Raw genomic sequence first — 19,197 nt, 5'->3', positions numbered from 1 at the left:
GAACCGACCCCCTCTGTCGCCTTCGGCGACATCTCCCCCTCGAGGGGGGAGATCAGCAGTTTCTAAGGCTCGGCGTCGAACACCGGTGTCATCGCCCTGATCGTGCAGGGCGTTGGATTGACGTGGCGGATCTTCACCCGCCCCTGCCCTTCCCAGCTATCGTCGATCGGCACCTCGACATTGCCGGTGAACAATTTCGCCACGCCGTCGGGTGCAACCACGGACGGGATGCGAACCTGCTCCCAGCGGCCGCGGATGAACGACTGGACCTGAAGCCCGGTTGTGTCGGTTTCCAGCAGCGAAAGAATGAGCTTGGCCACCTTCTTGCGCCGCCCGACGATCGATCCGTCGCGGCCGCCGACATCGAGCTCCAGCGTGTTGGCTTCGGACTGGTAGCCGAGCCCGACCTGCCATTTGGCTGCCGTAGCCCCACCGGGCAGCGAGACCGCGCCAGCGGCCACAGCAAGGCCCTTGTAGACCTTGCCATCGGCCAGGACGTCGGCTGTTTCGCCGTTGAGATGATCAAGCCCTGAGACCGTGCCCACAGCGACGCCACCATAGGTCAGGCCGCAGTCGACTTCGAATGCATCGCCGATCCCGCCATACTCGAACGGCGCGGTCTTTATTTCGATATAGCGCCTGGTCACGCCGCCGATCGTGCGCTTGACGATCAGCCAGAGATCGTCGTTGCCGTCCTGGCCGGGCGTCACCACGGCGCTTTCGACAACGGCCCAGCTCGATCCTGCGAAGCTTCCGGCGATCTGGTGGATGTGCATGCCGCGAACGTCCTGCGACGGCTGGTGCGTGTAGCCGCCGAGTTCGCCATCCCCGAGCGGGAACCAGAGCAGCGGATCGGGGTCGGTCTGGAAGGCGAGTTCGACGACGCCTCTCTTGGGAATGTGCTCCGATATTTGACCGACATCGTCGGAGGTGAAGCGGCCGGTGGCGTTTTGCGTCAGCTCGGCGATCGATTTGCGGGAGCGGGTGATATAGAGGAACGACTGCCCCGCATCGACAGGACGCAGCGGGGCACAACCGAAAGTCCGCGACCGGCGGTTCTTGAACGAGGACGGCGTCAGCGCCTCGTCGATGCCGGAGCCAGACAGCGCCCTCACCCCGCCAAGCGTTCCGATGATCAGCGCGCCGTCCGATTCCGCCACCCACGTAATGTCATTGGCCTGGCCGCCGCCGGCCTGCACGAATTCCAGCGCGTCGGTGTCTTTCTCGCCGGTGGCGAAGTTGTCGAAATCGCCGGTTTGCGAGGCATAGACCGAGAATTTGCGGCTGAACGCCAGGCGCTCCTCGTAAAGCGAACCGCTCTGCACGTACTTGCCGGGCACGAACGTGCCGAGACGCCAGCGGATGATCGGGCTGAGATCGGGCAGAGCGTGCCCGTACAACTGAACCGTGACCACCATGGTGCTGGTCCGGGCAACGACCTTGGCCCAGCGCCAGAAGCCATCCGCGCCAAGCAGACGAATGGCACGGCCGACATCGCTGGTCTGGAAGCCGATGCCGTCATTGATGCCGACGATCGAGGAGGCCGAAAGATCAAATGGCGTTTGCGACGGCGCGTATTCGTGCAGGGCCAGTTCGGCGATAGCGGTTCCGTCGCTGCCGCCACCTGAAAACAGCAGCTGATAATATTCGTAGGCAACCGTGTTGTTGAAGCCGTCGAAGAAGCGGGTTTCCGACTTGGACCAGCCGGTCTCTCCGTCCCGGCTGTCGAGCGTCGTCCAGTCGGTGCCGTTGTGCGAGGCCTGGAATTGCCACTGGGTCGGCGATGCAGTGTCTGAGTGATCATTCGTGGCGGTAATCCAGTAGGCGTCGACCGTCTTGGCCCCGCCGCCGCCGAACTGGTAGCGCAGATACCCGCTCGGAAAGCCCGCTATGTTCTCCCCCTTCTGCTTGTCGCCATCGAACACCTGCCACACGTCGGATGAGCCGTTGCTGTTGCTGACCGTGCCGCTTGGCAGCGTATTCGCGGCCATGACCGGCATGGCGTTGCCGGTTGCGGCCGGCGTTAGCGTCGTGGCCGTGGTGTTGATCTTGTCGTAAGGGCCGTCGAGAAAGACGAAATCGGCCAGCGTCCAGGTCGTGTGCGCGGTGCGCGTCAGCACTTTGACCGGATGATCCTTGTGGGTGATCCACATCTGGTCTGCCGACTGGACGAATTGCAGGTCGAACAGATCGGCCTCGAGATAAGGCGAAACGACTTCGACCGTGCCGACACGCGCGCCATAGGCGTAGACGCGGATGTAAAGATCGCCGAATTCGAGCGCATAGGCCTGATCAGCCGAGAAGATGAACGGGATCAGCCGTGTCGCCTTTGATGAGTCCCTCACCTCCGCGCAAAAATAGGTGCCGCCACGCTTCCTGATGCCGCCATGCGGCAGCGTGACGAAGTTCGTGCATTTCGACAGCGCCGCCCGGTAGAGGTCGAGCGAGGCGCGAGCATGCAAGCGGGGAGAAATCTCGCCGCGGATGAAAGCGTCCTGGACCGGATAGAGCGTGGTCATCGGCCGTCGCCCCGGCTGTCGCCGCGCTGGAAAGCCCAGGACGTCGTCGAAAATCTGCCGCCGCGCTGGATGGCATTGGCCGAGTAGGCTGCATCCAGCGCTCTGTCATAGGCGCTGCGTGCGACGTCGATCATGCTGGCCTTGTGGGTCAACGGATGGGCGATCTTGATGGCGAGCGCCGCCACCAGCACTTCGCTGAACAGCGCGTCCCAGTCGTTGGGGTCGGTCAGATTGGCGACATAGCGGAGGATGCGCGGCCCGGCCTGATCCGAATAGACCAACCCGGCCTCCTGCCGCCATGAGAGCGGCACGCCATCCGGCTCGCCGCTATGGGTCAGCGGCAAGGGCCGCAGGCAGTCGGCGGGAAGCTCATAGGCGAAGTTCAGCGTGCCAGCGCCGCTGCCGGTGTCGAAGCCGGCGACCGAGGCCGCCAGGATGGCGAAGACAAAGGCGTGCTTGGTCAATTCAGCCTCGCGGGTCAGGTCAAAATGCAGATTGAGCAGGCGCGCCGCCTTGACATCCTGGTCGAGGCTGTCGATCGGCGCCTCGTCGAGCACGGCGAGCGCCATGTTGGCGATGTCGAGCGGGGTGATGGCCATGGCTCAGGCCTCCGGCTGTGTGGTTGGTCGGGGAAAACGGGGCATGGTGCCTCCACGGCAAAAAGCCGCTTCAAGGCGGCTGGGATTTCTTGTGATTTTGGCTTGGGCGGAACGTTGCACGTCTCGTGCACGGGGGCCGTCACGACGCCGACCGCCCGTCATGAAACGGCGTGGCAGACGCTTCGTCAGCCGTCTTTTTCCCATTCGAGCAAGGAAGACGGCAATGCTTCGGCTATTGCAGTTTCACGACACCGCCGCGCAACGCGGCGATGTCTTGCCTGAATTGGGTCAGCCGACGTGTGCGCCGATCGAGATCCCTGTTTCAGCTGACTTGGCAAAGACGCTTGCTTTCACTCTTCCGGCACCTCCCGCCAAAGCCAAGCCCCTGTCCAGGGCGTCCTGAAGACTTGGCGTGTAGTAGGCGGTGTCTTCCAGGCCGCTGAAGAAGTTTATGCGATGAACTTCCCCCTTCTTGCTCATGACAATGCCCGCTTTTCGGAGCACTTCCTGAACTGTTTTGTACTTCATGTTCATGGTGACCTCCCTTACCAAGACAAGGCAGCATCGCCCTTTCTTGTAACTGTTTGGTGCCGTCGATTGACCGAAGGGCAACACGAATGTTGTAGCGAACGCCAAAATTCACAGCACTCTGGTGCAGCGCAGTGGGTGAACTTGGGGTTCGCCACATCGGCCGACCTGGCGTCCCGAAGGGGCGGGAGTTCTTCACTCCTGCCCCCTTCCAGCCCGATCAGGCCTCGGTCGTCTTCAGCGCGATGAACGTCATGTGCTTGACGCTCGACGCCGTGCGGTCCCAGTTTGCCGCCAGTGCCAGCTCGGCATCGGTGGCGAATTCGCCGGCCGAGGACGCGTCGAGAAAGCGGGTGCCCGGCACATGCGGCACGAAATGCCGGCGGCCGACCATTTCGGTGACACCACCGCCATGGCCCTGCCGCGGCTTGCGGTCGAACTCGAGCGGGCCGCCTTCGGTGTTGACCGGCAGTTCGTTCCACAGGATTGCCTTGTCCTTGAACATGAACGCCGTGTAGACGCCGCTGGCAACCGGAATGTCGTCGTCGACGACGGCTCTGAGCCCCATGTAATAGGGGATCAGCGGCCCGCCCTGCTCGGACGACGGCACATAGTCGATGAGGTCGGCGAGCTTCAGCGCCTTCATCTGCTTCGAATGCATCCAGATCGTCTTGAACTTGTCGGCGCGGTCGCCCATCAGGTAGGCGGCCTCGATGATGTCGGTGTCGACGATGGAAGCACCGGTGACGCGCACCAGGTCACTGCCGTCATTGGCGATGTTGTCGGCCAGCACGCCTTTCAGTATGCCCAGCAGCGTCAGCTTGTTGGCGCGCTGCCAGTAGTCGGTCTGGCGGCGCACGATAAGCTTCTGCGGATCGTCGCCGGCAAGGATCGAGGTCAGATCCGGGATGCCCCAGGCCTGCGCACGCACATTGCGGGCCGCGACTTCGCGGCGCGCGCCGATCTTCTTCATTTCGATCGAGTCGGCCGGGTCGTCGTTGACCGGCTCGGACGGATCGTTGCCGAGGTCCTTCCAGCCGGGCATGTCGACGGAACGTCCGCCCAGGCTGAGCTTCGAGGCGATCGACGGGTCGGAAAACAGGATCCCGGCCTGGTAAATCTCCAGCGACTGGACGTGCTCCTCGAACGAGTATTGCGCATAGACGGACGGAACGATCGCGTCAGCGATACGGGTATAGGCGTCTGCCATTTTTGTCTTCCTTCAGGTTTGGGTTAAAGAGGATTGTTGGGCATCCACAGGTCGGGATTTTCGCCGGCCTCGCGTGCCAGCCGCCGGGCGCGGGCGGGGTCGCTTTTGACGAGCGCCGAGATGCCAGTCAGGTTGCGCTCGCCGGCGGCATTGCGCTTGAAGGGATTGCCTCCACTCAAGGCCGTGCCGCCGTCGATCGTGTCTTCCCGGAACATCGCCTCGCCGATGGCATGGAACGCCTTGGCGATCTGCGGGTCGGTCAAGGCACCGTCCGGCAGAAGGATGCCCTTCGCCTTGTAGGCATTGACCAGTCCGAGCTTTTTCATCGCCCGGTTGGCGACCTCGAGCTTCTGGCGAAAGCCATCGCTGCCGGTCGGTCCCCAATCCCTGACGAGGTCGTCATGCGTCGTCTCGACCGAACGGGCAACGGCGATTTGCTGTGCCTTGGCCTGTTCGGCCATGTAGCCGACGAAGCGGTCGTGATAGGCCTGTGCGACCTTCGGGGTAGCACCTGCCTCGACCGCCCAGGCCTTGGACGCACTGGCGAGCTCGTCCGAATAGGCGAAGTTTTCGGGGAGCCCGTCGGGGCGCCGGTACTCGACCTTCTCGGGCGAGGTCAGCGGACGCATCGCCTCGGGCAGCCGGGCATGGAACCTCTCCCAGTCTTCCGCGGCTGCATCGGCTGCCGGAACGCGCAGGCTCTCGCCCTGCTGCCGCTCCAGCTCCGCATAGGAGGCGAAAACCCGATCGAGGCTTTCAGGCTTGGTCCAGCCCTTGGTTTCAGCAAGCTTGCGGCTGCCTTCGGAAAGACCGTCAAACCAGCTTTTGGCCGCAGGCGGGGCGGACCCGTTGTCCCCGTTGGCCGGTGGCCGTGCAAGGTTGCCCGCCGGTGGCGCCGCCACCACGGACCCGGCGTCTGCCAGATCTGTCATGAGAAGATTCCTTTTGTTACAGAATTAAAGGCCGGTGATGAGAGCACTGGCGGCGAAGCTTGGTATCTCCCCCCTCGAGGGGGAGATGGCCGGCAGGCCAGAGGGGGGTAGCCGCGCGTGGAGCGCCGACCTCATCTGTCGCCGGGGGTCGCGCCCGGTCGAACCGACCCCCTCTGTCGCCTTCGGCGACATCTCCCCCTCAAGGGGGGAGATTAGCGCCTACGCATTATCGCCCCAGTTCTCCCAGAGCAGCGTGATGGTGCCCGACACCGCCAGTGTGCCGTCGGCGTCGATATCGGTGCCGGTCGCAAACGCCAGGTTGAGATAGAGGTCGACCGGCGTCACGGTGCCGTCGAGCGTCAAGGCTGCGGCAACATCGGCAATCGATGCGCTCGACGGCGCGGCACCCGCGCCATCCAGCGTACGGCCGGTGGCGCCCACCACATTGGCCATAGTGCCTGCCAGTACAGCGCTCGATGCTGCCGCCGAGCCGAGCGACCAGGTCAGCGCGGCATTGTCGTTGATGGTCGAGGCGCGTGGCGTCAGCACGGCGAACTGCAATCGTGCCGTGCCGCCCTTGATCCGCACCTTGCCATCGAGAAAGTCGAAGAGCTTCTGGCTGGCAAAGCCCTGCGCATCGGTGACCGGCACCGGCATGGCATTGAACGAAAAGACGGTGCGGTAGGCGCCGCCCTGTCCGGTCGTCCTGGCTATCAGCCCTGCCCTGGGTGGGGCAAGGCCGGCTTCTCTGGCGGCGGCACGCGAAAGCGTCCGGGCAAGACCTCGGGTCATTTGGTATCTCCATTCTTGCAGGATTGAAAACGGGGTCGGCTGGGCCGCCGCACGCAACAGCGGCAAAGCTCATGGACATTTGGATCAGTTATGTGTATCTATACACAACATGAAGAGCGCCGATGTCATTCACAGGCTGTTGGCGGATGGCTGGTACGAAGTGGCTCGAAAAGGAAGTCACGCCCAGTTCAAGCACAAATCCAAGCCGGGCCGGGTGACAGTTCCGCATCCCAAGCGCAAAATCCCGATCGGCACTCTCAAGAGTATTGAAGAACAATCCGGCGTGAAGCTGAGGTAGAGAAATGCGGAACTATATCGGATTGATCCACAAGCAAGCGGACAGCGACTTCGGCGTCTCCTTTCCCGATTTTCCGGGCCTGGTGACAGCCGGCGTCAACCTGGATGATGCCCGTGCCATGGCCGGGGAAGCACTGGCCTTTCATGTCGAGGGGCTGGTCGAGGATGGCGAGGCCATTCCCGAACCGTCATCCCTGGAGGAAGTGATGTCGGACAAGGACAATCTGAGCGGTGTCGCCATCCTGGTTCCCTTGAAAGCTGAAGCTGCGAAGGTCGTGCGTGTCAATGTCACCATTCCGGAAGATGTCCTCGATCAGATTGACCGATATGCGGAGCGCCACGGCTACAGCCGATCCGGATTTCTGGCCGCTGCGGCGAAAAAGGTAATGCAGATCGAGGCAGCGTAGCGCTCTCGAAGGTCGACTGGAGATGAAGCTCTTTGGGTCTTGTTCGGTTACTTTCTTTGCGGATCAGGCTGTCAGACAAAAACAACCATGTCTTATTTCGTGAGGCACGGTGCCTATGTTCCGCCGCAAATGCGACCGCACTTGGCAAAATCGCCCCGTGTATTAGCTCATAGGTTTCAAGGGAGTACCAGACGATGACCATGTCCAGAGCCATTGCCGCCATGCTGGTGACTGCCGCATTGGCAGGCTGTGCGCAGACCGAGGCACAGCAGAGAACCAGCACCGGTGCGCTGCTCGGCGCCGGCGCCGGCGCGCTTGCCGGCCAGGCGATCGGCGGCAACACCAAGAGCACGGTCATCGGTGCCGGAGCCGGCGCCTTGCTGGGCGCGGTCGTCGGCAACGCCACCACGCCGCAGCCGCGCAGCGAACAGCTTTGCCGCTATCAGGATCGCACCAGCGGCCGCATCTACACCGCCCCCTGCGACGACCGCTATTACAACGGCGATTATTGAGTGGTTCTATGGGGAGAAAGCTCTGAAATGCCGGCTCCGCCCCTCACCTGCCCGCCGGTATCCTCTCCCCGTAGAACGGGGAGAGGGCGCAGCGTCAGTCTCGCGCATCCGTTTCCCTGACGATTTGGTCCTTCCGCTGATTAGAGGTCAGCGCTATCGTCCAGGGCTACCCACGGGGGCGGGCAATGCGGACTATTGCAACATTGAGGCCGGCGATCCTGCGCCTCATAATCCTTTTGTCGCTTTGCTTGTTTGCAATGGAGCCAGTGAACTCAAAAGATGGCGACGTCTTCATATGTTCAGTAAGCGACTTCCACACATGGTCCGACATACCGTCATCAGATGACTCGGGATTCGTCGCAGCTAACAAGGCCAGGAAATTTGATATCCAAGAATTTGCCGATCACTTCATTGTAACCAGCAAATCGGGCACGTTCAAACCATCGTCAACGAAATACGATATCTTCCGACGAAACGTATATCAGATCGCTGCATTTGACAGCACGACATTTATGCTCGACACCTTCGTTATGAGGACAGCAAATATTGAAGGTCCTCCGACCAAGGCGCGGGTCACGCTACAAACTCCAACATATCTGAACACGTGGTATTTGGACTGCACCTTGCAGAATTGATGCCCGCAGAACCGATGGCTATTCGCGTTCAGGTTTTGCAGTCCATCAGCTAAATCTCTGACGTGCGAAGTCACTAGGATCATTCAATCCTTTTCCGGCTCGTCGAATGAATGAATCCCGGCCGACTCATTGCCGAGGCGCTCAAACACGTCTAGCGCCCGCTCTGAAACAACAAGCGTGTGGTTCGAAGCCATGCCGAAGTCATCATGTCCTGGCTGCCCATGGATCTTTATCCAGACGAAGGTTGGAAGTTCTGTTTCTGGCTGCAGCCGATGAAACAACTCCGAAGCAGTAACCTCGACGTCGGCAAACGTCGCCCCTGAAACTCGCATCTTCAGCAGCTCCAGCTCGGCTTCTTTGGTGACAAGATAACAGGGAAAACTCCTTATCAGGACATCACCTATCCAAACGTCAATCTCGTAGTGAAGTTTGTGCACAATCGGCGGGTGAACGCGGTTATCGGGAACCGTATTTTTGCCAAAATCACCAGCAACAAATGGCTCTACATAATAATAATCCATTTTTCACCTATATTTTCCGACAGGCGGCACGAAATGATGGCCATATTTCTTATCCATCATTGTAGAATGATCCAGAATCTGCTGCTCCGTTGGATACGGGTACTTTTCATAGAATTTGTCATTTTCGCCCCTAATGATAACAAGATGCAGAATATCGTTTAAATCCTTAGGGATCCCGCGGAGATTTTCTATCGAATTGATCTTTTTCTTCGATAGGAAATTTAGAAGCCTCTTAAGTAATTGCTGCTCAGCCGGATGATGAATTACTACATCCTCGATGTTCACGTCGGGGTTCGCCTGAGCATACGCTTTCCTAAAGCCCCTACCCCTCCAGCCTCGCCGCCTTCTCCAGCGCAGCCAACTGCGCCTCGTCCAGCGTCAAAAACCCCATAATGTGCTGCACCACTTCGGCGCGGGCATTGCTCAGCGCGCTGTGCAGCTCGAAGCCGTTCGGCGTCTTGGTCTTGGCCAACCATTCGCCATAGGACGGGCGGCGGTAATAGCCGGTTGCGGCCGCCAGGTCGGCCAGCACCATTTCGCCGTCCTGGCCCGAGAACACTCTGAGATAGGCCTTGGCCAGGGCATCCTGCGCCTTGGCCGGGCCGCCGGCCTGGCTGGAATGGGCGAAGCTTTTTTGGCTCATACGCCCTGCCCGCCCGAAGCATCTTGCGCAGCCTGCGGCATCAGCCCGCCGAGCCCGTCGAGCAGGCCGCTGTCGCGCGCCTGCACTGCCGCCGGCACGGCATCCCTGGCGACCTTGCCGGCGGCAGCCATCGCCGCCATGCCGGCCTGTTCAGCTTGAGCCTTGGCGCGGGCATCGCGGATGCCCGCCACCTCGTCCTGGCGGCGAAAAATGCGTTGCGGGCTGCGGCCGGCGCCCTGCACGATCTTCAGCGCCGCGTCGCCGTCGATATTGTCCATCACGCCGGGATCGAACTGCGCCATCTGCATGGCGGTGGTGACAACCTGGATGGTGTCGCGCGCCTCGGCCGAACGGCGCAGCACGTCGAGCGGGCCGGTGAAGGTCGGCCGCAACGCCTTGCCGGCAAGGCTCGCCGGCGGCAGGAAGCGGCTATCTTCCTCGTAAAGTCCCTTGTCCTCGAGAATGCCCAGCTCGCGGTCGAGATTAGAGGCAAAGCCGGCCTGAATGATCGAGCCGGACGGCCCGAGCAGCGCGCCCTTCTCCTCTTGCCGGATCAAGGCCTCGGTCGCCGTCATCTGCGGGTTCTGCACCAGCGTTTGAAACAGGTTGACGAACATTATGTCGCGGATCTCCTCGGCCCGGCTGTCGGCATAATTGAAGGCATAGGTCGGGTTCTGTCCGGTGGCGATCGGCGCGATCAGCGGCCGGCCGGCATCGTCGATCAGCCCGGGATAGTTCTCGCCGGGATTGAGCACCGGCACATAGTCGAGCCTTGCCTTGGAGGCGGTCGCCGGATCGGTGATCTGCTGCAAGGCGCGCAGGCCGGAGCGCCGCACGGCGTTCTCCTCGCGCACCGTCGTCAGCGCCTCGATGGTCGGCGAGATGCCGTAGGGATCGCCCTCGTAGCGGCGCCAGTTGAAGCATGACACCGGGAACGAGCGAAAACCGCTTTCCCTGACGATCGCCTCCTCGCCCTCGATCACATGATAGGAAGCGAACGCGGTATCGAGATACTGGTAGGAGCCGCTCAGACTGTACATCTTGCGCTCGTCGCGCGGCTGGATGCACTGGATTAGCGAGATCTTGGTCTCGCATTTGGCGGGGTCGTCGACCAGAATCTTGATCCGCGCCGGCAGTCTGTCATAGCCGAGCAGTTGCGCCGCCTGTCTTGCCGTGCGCTCGTAGCGGCGGTGGAAAATATCGACCTGGCCCCAGCGGTTGCGTGAGAGATAGCCTTCGACCACTGGGATCGAGGCATAGCGGATCAGCGTGCCGCCAAAACCTTCCTCGGCATAGAGATAGGCCGGGCCATAGCGCACGACATTGCGCAGGCAGGCCTGCGTTGCCGGCACGAAATTGGAATTGGCGGAGTAGCGCAGCGAGAACAGGAAGTCGCGCAGCGCTTCCGCCCATTCCTTCTCCTCGTCGGTTTCTTGGTCGTTGATGGCCGCGGTCGACAGCCCATGCCATTTCTCCGACTGCGGGATGATCAGGCTTTCCAGCCCGGCGGCCAGCCGGTTGGCGGCCGAGTTGATGGTATTGGCGTAGACACGCGCACCGCGCCGCTCCTGCCGCTCGGCCTGCGAATCGACGCCGGCCTGACGGCGGCCACTCCACATGTCGGGCGCGTCGGGATCGCAGAATTCGGACACCGCCTCCCAGACATGCTCGTACTGGCTGCGCTCGCTCTCCAGTTCAGCCTGTCGCGACAGGATATCGCGAGCACGGGAATCGCTCATGGTCAGCCTCGCTTGATGGGTGAATGGGAAAAGAAAGAAATGGCGGGACGCCGAGGCTGCCGATCTCCCACTTGAGGGGGAGATGTCCGGTAGGACAGAGGGGCTCGTCTCGCGTGGATCGGCGACCCCCTCTGTCGCCTTCGGCGACATCTCCCCCTCAAGGGGGGAGATTGGAAGCGCCTTATTCCGCCGGCGTCGTCTCCAGCGCAGCCTTGCGCCCAAAGCGCTGCACCACGAAACGGCCCATCTTCTGGCCGGGTACTTCGATCAGCGTGTAGGTGATCCAGGACAGCAGGCACACCACCGGCAAGACGACGACGGTGACGATCGCAAAGCGCAGCGGCGCCGACAATTCGTGGCCGAACTGGGTGATGACCAGAGCCGCGACCGGCTGGAGAACCAGCAGATGGATCAAATAGATGCTGAAGGAAAGCTCACCCATCAAATGAAAGAACCTGTTGGCGAGCGTCATGGCGATGTTTCTGGCCACGATACCCGCCATTCCCGGCAGCATGCGGTAGAGAACCAGGGCAAAGAACCCCAGGACGAGCGCTTCCCGCATCAAAAGCTTGCCAAGTCCATAGCCGCCGCCAAAGGGCAGCGCCGCCAGCAGCATGGCCAATGCCAGATGCACGAAGGGCCGCTTCTGCCTTTGATGGACGACGCCCGCCAGCAGCATCCCGCACAGGAAAATCTGCATCTTCAACGGCAGGAACGACGGCATCGGAAAATGCACCGACAACTGCCCCATCAAGAACACCATCGCGCTGCCGGTCGCCGCGGTCAGCATGGCCGCCCATATCCAGTCAAGCCTGCGCACCAGCAGCATGATGGCCGGAAATAGCGCGTAGAACTGCATCTCCAGCCCGAGGCTCCAGTCGGGCAGCGGCGTGCGATAGGCGAAATTCGGCACCAGGCCGAACAGGAACAGCAGATGGGCGCCGATATTCTTCAGGCCGCTGTCGAGATAACGCTCGGGCGCCTGCGGCGACCTCAGCAGGAACTCGTCGATGACCATTCTCGACCCGTAGAGATAGGGGCCAAGCGCCAGGGCAACGAACAGCATGACGTAGAACAGCGGCGCTATCCTGAAATAGCGGCGGGTCCAGAATTTCAGCCAGGTTTCCGGCCTTTGCCAGGGCTCCTTGTCCTGGCGCAGCTGGTAGTGGAACACCATCAAGAAGCCGGACAGCATGATGAACAGATCGACGCCGAGGTCCGGTTCGCCAAGAATAGGAATCTGCCAGCCGGTCAACAACAAGCAGTGCCCGATGAGCACCCAGATCGCGGCAAGCGCCCGAAGCCCGTCCAGGCACTCGATGCGCGATGACCGGGCTTCTGTCATGCCGAACTCCTCGATAGCCATGTTGCAATGCAGCATGGCGGCTGAGGGAGGAATGTCAACCGTGCGGAAGGAACACGATTTGCGCTGGGCTGTTACGGAAAACGCGGAACACCTGAGGGCAATTGTAGAGGCATGCACTTGAACACCCCCCTCTGTCCTGCCGGACATCTCCCCCTCAAGTGGGGAGATTGGCTGTCATCACGGTCTTCGCCAATTTTCGAGGGATGCAGAAAAGGCGCTGTCCTCCAAGCTGCCAATCTCCCCACTTGAGGGGGAGATGTCCGGCAGGACAGAGGGGGGCGCGAAGGATCGCGGCTTACGCGATCCCGGCAGGCAAGCTCCCGTCTATCTCTTCTTCAACCTTGCATGCCGGCGCCAGTACCACCAGGCGAGCACGCGGTTGCGGAACACTCTTCTCATGGCGCCCATGTCACACCCCCAGCAGCACGCGGCGCTGGCCGGTGAGCTCACTGGGCGACAGATCGGTCTTCACCGTGCCGGCAGTGCCGTCATTGGCCGCAAGCTGGGCCCGCAAGGCGGCTTCGCGCGCCTGTACGTCCTTGTCGGCAATGGTCGGTGTCGGCGGCAACGGCTTCAGCGCCGGCGGTTTTTGGAAGAGGCACATGGTTTTCTCCAGAGTGAGAGGCTCTTGTCCAGTCGTAGAGCAGAAAATCCTCGCCGTTCCTGCCATAGCCCGGCAGGCGGCAGCGTTGCGTGGCGCCCAGCCGGGCAAGCCAGCGCAGCGCCAGTTGATTGGCCGCCAGCGCTCGCGCCTCGACCCGCCATGCGCCGCGCGCGGCAACTTCAGGCCCGAGCACGGCATGAAAGAATTCCGTAATCCCAGGCACGCAGCGCCTCATGCGGCGCGTGCCCCAGCTCCAGGCGATCCATAAGCCGCCGCGCTGCTCGGCAGCGCCAAAACCGGCCTCCGGATTGCCGTCGAGCTCGGCGACATAGGCAAATCCCTGCAGCGCCGTCAGCGCCAGCAGCGCCGGCGACCAGTCGTCGAACTGGCAATCGATCTCGGCCCGGTCCTCGGGCCGGAGGTTGGCGGCGATGTAGGAGAGATCGCGCAGCGTGGCGGGAATGATGCGGAGGGTCATGCTCGGCGAACCTTACCGTCCACTGCGGCGCTAGAAGGCGGCGGTCGACCTTGCATGCGGTCCAGCATTTCAATCAGCCCGGCCTCGACCGAGCCAGCGAACTGGGTGCCAAGCCTCTATTTGTAAGCCACTGCTGCGCTTGCAGGTCCCGCCAACGGAATAATCTCGCAGCGACTAAACCCTGCCTCTTTGCACCACTCGGTGAACTGGGCGCCGGTGAAGTCAAACGCCTCGCCAAATTCGATCAGCATGTTCAGCGACATCATGAGACCGAAGCCGTTTTGCCTGCGTTCATCGTCGATGATGTTCTCGATGGCGACCAACGCGCCGCCGGTCGGCAATGCACGATAGGCCTTGGCGATCAGCATTTTCTTGTTCTCGAGATTCCAGTCGTGAAGGATCATTCCCATCGTGATGATGTCCGCCTTGGGGAATTCGTCCGCGAAGAAGTCGATCGTCTCGGCGATGACCCGGCCGCCGAGATTGCGCTCCCTCAAGCGCCGTTCGGCGATCGGCTGCACATCGGCGAGATCGCACGTCCGGCATTGCATGTGCGGATGCCGCGCCGCGACGATGGCCGAAAGCTGCCCGGTTGCGCCGCCTATATCGGCCAGCGTCTTATATTTGGAAAAGTCGAATTTCTCGGCAAACGCCGTGAAATTGCCCATGGAGATGCCGCTCATCGCGTCCATGAACTGCTCCAGGCGCGCCGGGTCCGCATAGAGCTCGCCGAACATCGACTTGCCTGTCTCCTTGATCTCGTTTTGAGGCTTTCCGGTTTGCAATGCCGGTGTGAGATCGCCCCAGAACCGATACAGTCGTGCGTTCGCCATCTCAAGGATTCCACCGATGTATTGGGGGGTCCGCTTGACCAGGAACAGCGCGGTCGATGGCGTATTGCCGTATTTGCCGGTTTCGCCGGCGCCGTCCCTCTGCAGCAATCCGAGCGCGACGAGGGTGTCGAGAAAATCATACGTTGCGCGCGGATGCAGCCCCATCGCGCCTTGCAGTTCGAGGCCCGTTTTGGGGCCGTCCGCAAGCAGCGAGAAGAGTCCCAGTTCCACGGCGCTCAACAATGTCTTGGCTGGCCAGAACCCAAAGCCAATTTGCAGTATGTGGTCTGGAGAAATTCCGTTTTGCATCTGATCCTCCCCTATCGGCGAATGCCCCCGTGAGGCCACGCCGATGCGTCCCTTGAGCGGGATCATTCGATGCTACACCACGTCCACGGACGTTCACTACAGTTTTCCAATCGGAGCCGGAGCGCATTGCCTCCCTCCCCGATTTTCCTCACCGAAACGCCCCCAGCGGATCGGCCTGCCCGGCCTTTCGCCGCGCGGCCTTGAACACCGCCGGGTCGACTGCCGCCTCCCTCAGCATCATCACGCCGTAGCGTGTCGCCGCCATCAAATCGTCGCGCAGCTTCACCACCTGGCCGTCCCTGCGGTGGTAGAGCCGGAATTCCTCGAACCAGGGCAAAAGCGTCGAGAACACCTTGAAGCGGCCTGATTGCATGCGGTCCAGCATGTCCATCAGCCCGGCCTCGACCGATACGGAACCGTCGGCGAACTGAGCATGGCTGGCGAGCATGTTCAGCCCACGTGCCGAATATTGCCTGGCAAGGGCGGTGCCGGCACCTTCCAGCGTCTCGCGGCGGCCGTCGCGCGGCCATGCCCATGGCAGCCATTCGCCCCACGGTTTCAGCGTCAGCGCCTGCATGGCGGGCGTCTGCTGCGAAGCGCGGCAGGCTTTCGTGACATAGACGACATCGGCCTCCGTATCCCAGGCAAGCTCGACCGCCGCCGAGGGATGGTCCCAGCCGAAATCGAGCGCGCCGAGCCTTGGCCAGTAGCGCGGCAGCGGGAACGGCTCGCAGGCGATCAGCTCCTCGGCCACCGGAAAGATGCGGCCGGAGCCGAGCACCGGAATGCCCTTGGTCCGCGCCTCGCGCTCATGCGCCGGATAGGCGGCAATGATCTCGGCGCGCTGCTGCGGCGTATAATGTTCGGCATCGTCGATGGTCATGAAGGTGACGTGACGGGTCATTGTTCTCACCCTCGCGGCAGTGAATCGTGGTGGCAGGTGCGCGCTCCAACGCCCCGCCTCGCAGCTCCGTTTGCATCGCTCGGAACACCTGCCACGGAGCCGGTCGAAAAGTCGGGATCAGATCGCCCGACGTTTGATGCGCATGACTTTCGGCGCCTGTGCATCCATGAACATGTAGCACCGGCCTAGCAGCGCCTTTTTGCCAAAATCATCGAATACGTTCTGCCCGAGCGGCGTGAACAACACCTCGTCGGTCGTCAGTCCGTCCTGGTGGCGAGCCTCGATCTCTGGCCAATGCGCCTTGGCAATGTCGGTCAGCACGACGTTGAAGGCAGGATGATTGTAACTGACCAACAAATTGCCATCGTCCATATCGGACGGTTTCATGTCCGGGTGGTAGTTGTAGATCTCGGCAAGCGTCTGGATGGCTGCCAAGGATGCAGCGCCATCGGAAAGACCAGCCTCCGTCAGCACACAGGTGCCGTTTTCAAGGATGGCAAAGTCACGCTCCTGGTTGAAGTAGTAGCCAAAGCGCTCCTCGATGCGATCGATGGGCTGCGAAAACGATGGCCGCCATTTCGGAACGGGAGGAAAAGTTGCTGACATGCCGACGTTGCCTTCTGGTGATACGACAATTGACGAAAGGCCGCCGATCAACACCATTCGTCTATTCATAGTTGTGATCTCCCGCCCAATGTAGCCAGTCTAGTTCCGGATCATGGCTTGGCAACCGCGCTGGTCATGAAGGGGACGTGGCGGCTCATGCGAGATACCTTGCTGGAGCAAAACCGGGACGGCGCGCGACGAACACAGGCGGGCCGGCTAATGGCCCTGAAGTATCTTGATCAACTTACTTTCGTAGGTAGGTCGCGACAATCCATTTTTGTAATCCGCATACGTCATTCGTCCGCTCATCGCCGCATCAGTCCAGCGTTTGCAGTACACCTCTGGCAACGCTTCAACACTTGTGTTTATTATTCTAGCCCATTGTTTGCGGTAAGCTAGTGGCTTTGCCCCCAATCCCACCGCACACTGAGTCATAAAATCCTTTTTGAAAGCTGGACTTCTTTGTATTCCAGCGTTGATTGTGTTGAACCGGCTCTCAGTCACTACGCATCCTGAAAGCATTATTGCACCGATCACGACTAGCGACCGATAGTGATTTCCCACTGCCCACCCCTCCGTTACGGCTCTCATCCTCCGTCCAAATAACTACAATTTTGCTGCAAGAGAAGTGCTCCACACTTATTCCGTGCGCCACAGTCAGCTGGGATAATGATTGCGCCGGGCTGGCTTATTCAGCCGATTGCTTCCCCTTTCACCAATGAACTCGACCTGCTCAGCCGACAAGAACAGCAGCACCACATCGCTCATGCCGAGCAACGGCGTGAAGGTGACGATGGTGATGCCGCCGGTGGCGTTGGTACGGGTCAGCCCTTCGGAATAGATGTCGAGCGGCGGCTCCTCGTCGAACCAGACGCCGTGCAGCGTCTCGCCCTGCCATTTCTCGCGACCCTTCTCGTAGCTTTTGAACGACAGCACCGATTCGTCGGCCTGGGCATCGCCGCCGCCGCCCCAGCGCACCACGACGCTGTCGAGCGCGCCCGGCGCCCGCCCCGCCATCGTGCTGACGATGGCGTCGGCCGGGATCATGCCGGTGCCCCAGGCCGCCTGCTGCTGCGGCGGGCCGATCAGGATGCGCTGCGGGTTGTCGCGCGTGCTTTCGCCGGTGACGCCGGCCGCCCACATCCGAACCGGACAGTCGAAAACCTTGCCTTGCCACCAATCTGGATAGCGGCCGGTGAGGTGCATCGCCCATTCGGCGCCGCCGGCCCTGGTCTTGCCGAGCTGGTTGCCGGCCATGAACAGGCGCTCGCGATTGGTCGCGCCGGCTGCATGGAACTCGGCCTGCCTGGGATAGGGCCGATAGGCGGCAAGCTGGTTAGTGCGGCGCCTGCGGTCCAGCTCCGCCAGCAGGCTGAGATATTCTGTCCTTGCCGCCCGGGTCTGCGAGGCCTTTTGCGAAGCCCGGCTTCTCGAGGAACGGCCTAAGGACGGCTTCGAGGCCGCGGATGCGCTGCCTGATTTCGTCATCGCTCAATGCATCCAGATTGTTGATGTTGACATTAAGATCCTTGGGCAGCACCGACAGCACGAGCTTCAGATACTGATCGGGCTTTTCGACGCGCACCTCGGCGATGACGCCGGCGCCATGGGCGCGAAAATCGGCGCGGATCGCTTCGAGAAAGCCGTCGGCCAGCGTCTTCTTCGGCCGCCTGGTTCGGCCGAGCTTGCCGGGTGCTTGATCGTGCGGCTGCGGATCGCCGGCGGAAGGAGCCTTGGCCATGCCCTACTCCGCTATCCCGGGGGACATCGGCTTCTTGTTGCCTGGCCGCACGATGCGCTTGCGCGGCCTGGCCTTCTTGCCGGCGCGTGCCGACTTCGGCTTCCGCGGCTGGCTTGCCGGTTTCGCATCAGTCGTCGTGCCGGGCCTCATCGCAGCGGCGTCGGGCAAGGCATTCAGCCTTGCCCTGAGAATTGCCACCGCGTTGCCGTCGAGTGCTCCCGACGGGAAGCCGAAGCCGCCGACCGCATCGACGCTACCGCCGCGCACCATGCCGATCCGCACGCCGGCGGCCACCTGCTCGAAGCGGCCATGGCGTGCATAGGGTGCGGCGCCGGCGAACTCGCCAATAGCGCTGACGACCTCGCGGCCGTCATCGTCGGTGATGATCGTGGCGTAACGGTTGGACATGGGGTGTTCTCTGAAATGGGCGCACGGGCGCGTTGGGAAATCTATGGACGATAGGTGGTTGCGGACCGGGATAGTCGGTCGCGTTCATTCGCGCCGACATGCCTCGGCAGCACACGCAACATTCGGTCGAACAGGAGCCCGAAATGAAAAACCCGCCTCGGCGGGCGGGTCGTTGGAGCCAATTGGCACCATACCCAAATTAGTAGCATAGCTGCCGGCACAAAGCAAGAACAAAATGTGGCACGGCGGCAGAAAAATGCGAATTCCGTTCAGCGCCTCGCCTTGTCCGCCTCCCGATTAACGTTCCAAGAAGACCGCTAGGCTGCATTCCTTCGCGCCCCTCTCTGTCCTGCCGGACATCTCCCCACTTGGGGGGAGATCGGCTTTCGCGCCGGCTTTCGCCAATCTCCAGCGTTGCAGGAAGAGCGCAGCGCCGAAACCGCCAATCTCCCCACGTGAGGGGGAGATGGCCGGCAGGCCAGAGGGGGGTACTGTCCCGGGCGCCGTCCCGCCGACTTCACAGCCGGCAACACAAGCAACGTTCGATCGAAAAGAGGCCTGAATGAAAAACCCGCCTCGGCGGGCGGGTCGTTGGAGCCAATTAGCACCATACG

Annotated in this window: 20 protein-coding genes and 1 pseudogene; 3 read left to right on the top strand and 18 right to left on the bottom strand. The window is 61.7% G+C overall.

What is annotated here, in order from left to right:
• Positions 1–62 precede the first annotated feature (62 nt).
• From NKI29_RS27330 to NKI29_RS27305, 6 genes are all read right to left on the bottom strand, one after another.
• Positions 63–2,519: a phage tail protein gene (locus NKI29_RS27330; protein ID WP_352755554.1), complete on the bottom strand. Its 2,457-nt coding sequence runs from the start codon at positions 2,517–2,519 to the stop codon at positions 63–65.
• Positions 2,516–3,118 (bottom strand): phage connector family protein, encoded by a 603-nt coding sequence (locus NKI29_RS27325; RefSeq protein ID WP_352797880.1) that lies wholly within the window; start codon positions 3,116–3,118, stop codon positions 2,516–2,518. The genes NKI29_RS27330 and NKI29_RS27325 overlap by 4 nt, the downstream gene beginning before the upstream one ends.
• Positions 3,119–3,406: 288 nt before the next feature.
• The gene (locus NKI29_RS27320) at positions 3,407–3,652 is read right to left on the bottom strand and encodes a hypothetical protein (RefSeq protein ID WP_352797879.1); all 246 of its coding nucleotides are present in this window, start codon (positions 3,650–3,652) and stop codon (positions 3,407–3,409) included.
• Between the two features lie 214 nt (positions 3,653–3,866).
• The gene (locus NKI29_RS27315) at positions 3,867–4,856 is read right to left on the bottom strand and encodes a Coat protein (RefSeq protein WP_352797877.1); all 990 of its coding nucleotides are present in this window, start codon (positions 4,854–4,856) and stop codon (positions 3,867–3,869) included.
• Between the two features lie 23 nt (positions 4,857–4,879).
• The gene (locus NKI29_RS27310) at positions 4,880–5,788 is read right to left on the bottom strand and encodes a hypothetical protein (protein WP_352571328.1); all 909 of its coding nucleotides are present in this window, start codon (positions 5,786–5,788) and stop codon (positions 4,880–4,882) included.
• Positions 5,789–6,007: 219 nt separating this feature from the next.
• Positions 6,008–6,580, bottom strand: coding sequence for a hypothetical protein (locus tag NKI29_RS27305; RefSeq protein WP_352571329.1), 573 nt, complete (start codon positions 6,578–6,580; stop codon positions 6,008–6,010).
• Positions 6,581–6,689: 109 nt separating this feature from the next.
• On the opposite strand from NKI29_RS27305, the gene NKI29_RS27300 reads away from it, so the two are divergent.
• The 3 genes from NKI29_RS27300 (at position 6,690) to NKI29_RS27290 (ending at position 7,796) form a co-directional block, all read left to right on the top strand.
• On the top strand, positions 6,690–6,878 hold the full coding sequence (locus tag NKI29_RS27300; RefSeq protein ID WP_352571330.1) for a type II toxin-antitoxin system HicA family toxin: 189 nt from the start codon (positions 6,690–6,692) through the stop codon (positions 6,876–6,878).
• A gap of 4 nt (positions 6,879–6,882) precedes the next feature.
• Positions 6,883–7,284 carry a type II toxin-antitoxin system HicB family antitoxin gene (locus tag NKI29_RS27295; protein WP_352541138.1) on the top strand — a complete coding sequence of 134 codons (402 nt, stop codon included), beginning with the start codon at positions 6,883–6,885 and terminating at the stop codon, positions 7,282–7,284.
• A gap of 194 nt (positions 7,285–7,478) precedes the next feature.
• Complete coding sequence (locus NKI29_RS27290; protein WP_352453776.1) at positions 7,479–7,796, top strand: YMGG-like glycine zipper-containing protein; 318 nt, start codon at positions 7,479–7,481, stop codon at positions 7,794–7,796.
• Between the two features lie 718 nt (positions 7,797–8,514).
• Here the strand turns inward: NKI29_RS27290 and NKI29_RS27285 are convergent.
• From NKI29_RS27285 to NKI29_RS27230, 12 genes and pseudogenes are all read right to left on the bottom strand, one after another.
• The gene (locus tag NKI29_RS27285) at positions 8,515–8,952 is read right to left on the bottom strand and encodes a hypothetical protein (RefSeq protein WP_352571331.1); all 438 of its coding nucleotides are present in this window, start codon (positions 8,950–8,952) and stop codon (positions 8,515–8,517) included.
• 3 nt (positions 8,953–8,955) lie between these two features.
• Positions 8,956–9,237: a hypothetical protein gene (locus NKI29_RS27280; protein ID WP_352501182.1), complete on the bottom strand. Its 282-nt coding sequence runs from the start codon at positions 9,235–9,237 to the stop codon at positions 8,956–8,958.
• 37 nt (positions 9,238–9,274) lie between these two features.
• Positions 9,275–9,595 carry a Bbp19 family protein gene (locus NKI29_RS27275; protein WP_352571333.1) on the bottom strand — a complete coding sequence of 107 codons (321 nt, stop codon included), beginning with the start codon at positions 9,593–9,595 and terminating at the stop codon, positions 9,275–9,277.
• Positions 9,592–11,334, bottom strand: a complete 1,743-nt coding sequence (locus NKI29_RS27270; protein ID WP_352755560.1) for a portal protein — start codon at positions 11,332–11,334, stop codon at positions 9,592–9,594. Before NKI29_RS27270 ends, NKI29_RS27275 begins: the two co-directional genes overlap by 4 nt.
• A gap of 181 nt (positions 11,335–11,515) precedes the next feature.
• Positions 11,516–12,679, bottom strand: coding sequence for an acyltransferase family protein (locus tag NKI29_RS27265; RefSeq protein WP_352571335.1), 1,164 nt, complete (start codon positions 12,677–12,679; stop codon positions 11,516–11,518).
• A 509-nt stretch (positions 12,680–13,188) separates the two neighbouring features.
• Entirely contained in the window at positions 13,189–13,782 is a 594-nt protein-coding gene (locus NKI29_RS27260; protein WP_352571336.1) for a hypothetical protein, read from the bottom strand.
• 116 nt (positions 13,783–13,898) lie between these two features.
• Entirely contained in the window at positions 13,899–14,990 is a 1,092-nt protein-coding gene (locus NKI29_RS27255; RefSeq protein ID WP_352571337.1) for a methyltransferase, read from the bottom strand.
• Positions 14,991–15,072: 82 nt separating this feature from the next.
• Positions 15,073–15,828 carry a phage terminase large subunit family protein gene (locus NKI29_RS27250; RefSeq protein WP_352645405.1) on the bottom strand — a complete coding sequence of 252 codons (756 nt, stop codon included), beginning with the start codon at positions 15,826–15,828 and terminating at the stop codon, positions 15,073–15,075.
• A 117-nt stretch (positions 15,829–15,945) separates the two neighbouring features.
• Positions 15,946–16,491 carry a hypothetical protein gene (locus NKI29_RS27245; protein ID WP_352571339.1) on the bottom strand — a complete coding sequence of 182 codons (546 nt, stop codon included), beginning with the start codon at positions 16,489–16,491 and terminating at the stop codon, positions 15,946–15,948.
• Between the two features lie 684 nt (positions 16,492–17,175).
• Positions 17,176–17,793, bottom strand: a pseudogene (locus tag NKI29_RS27240) (terminase large subunit domain-containing protein); the annotation flags it as partial.
• Positions 17,771–18,175: a hypothetical protein gene (locus NKI29_RS27235; RefSeq protein WP_352645407.1), complete on the bottom strand. Its 405-nt coding sequence runs from the start codon at positions 18,173–18,175 to the stop codon at positions 17,771–17,773. The gene NKI29_RS27235 and the pseudogene NKI29_RS27240, both read right to left, overlap by 23 nt.
• 3 nt (positions 18,176–18,178) lie before the next feature.
• A complete protein-coding gene (locus NKI29_RS27230) occupies positions 18,179–18,583 on the bottom strand; it encodes a hypothetical protein (RefSeq protein ID WP_352797875.1) in 405 nt (134 codons plus the stop codon).
• Positions 18,584–19,197 lie beyond the last annotated feature (614 nt).

It is taken from the genome of Mesorhizobium sp. M0678 (assembly GCF_040320505.1).
GTDB lineage: Bacteria > Pseudomonadota > Alphaproteobacteria > Rhizobiales > Rhizobiaceae > Mesorhizobium.
This window is presented reverse-complemented; position numbering and strand designations above follow the sequence as displayed.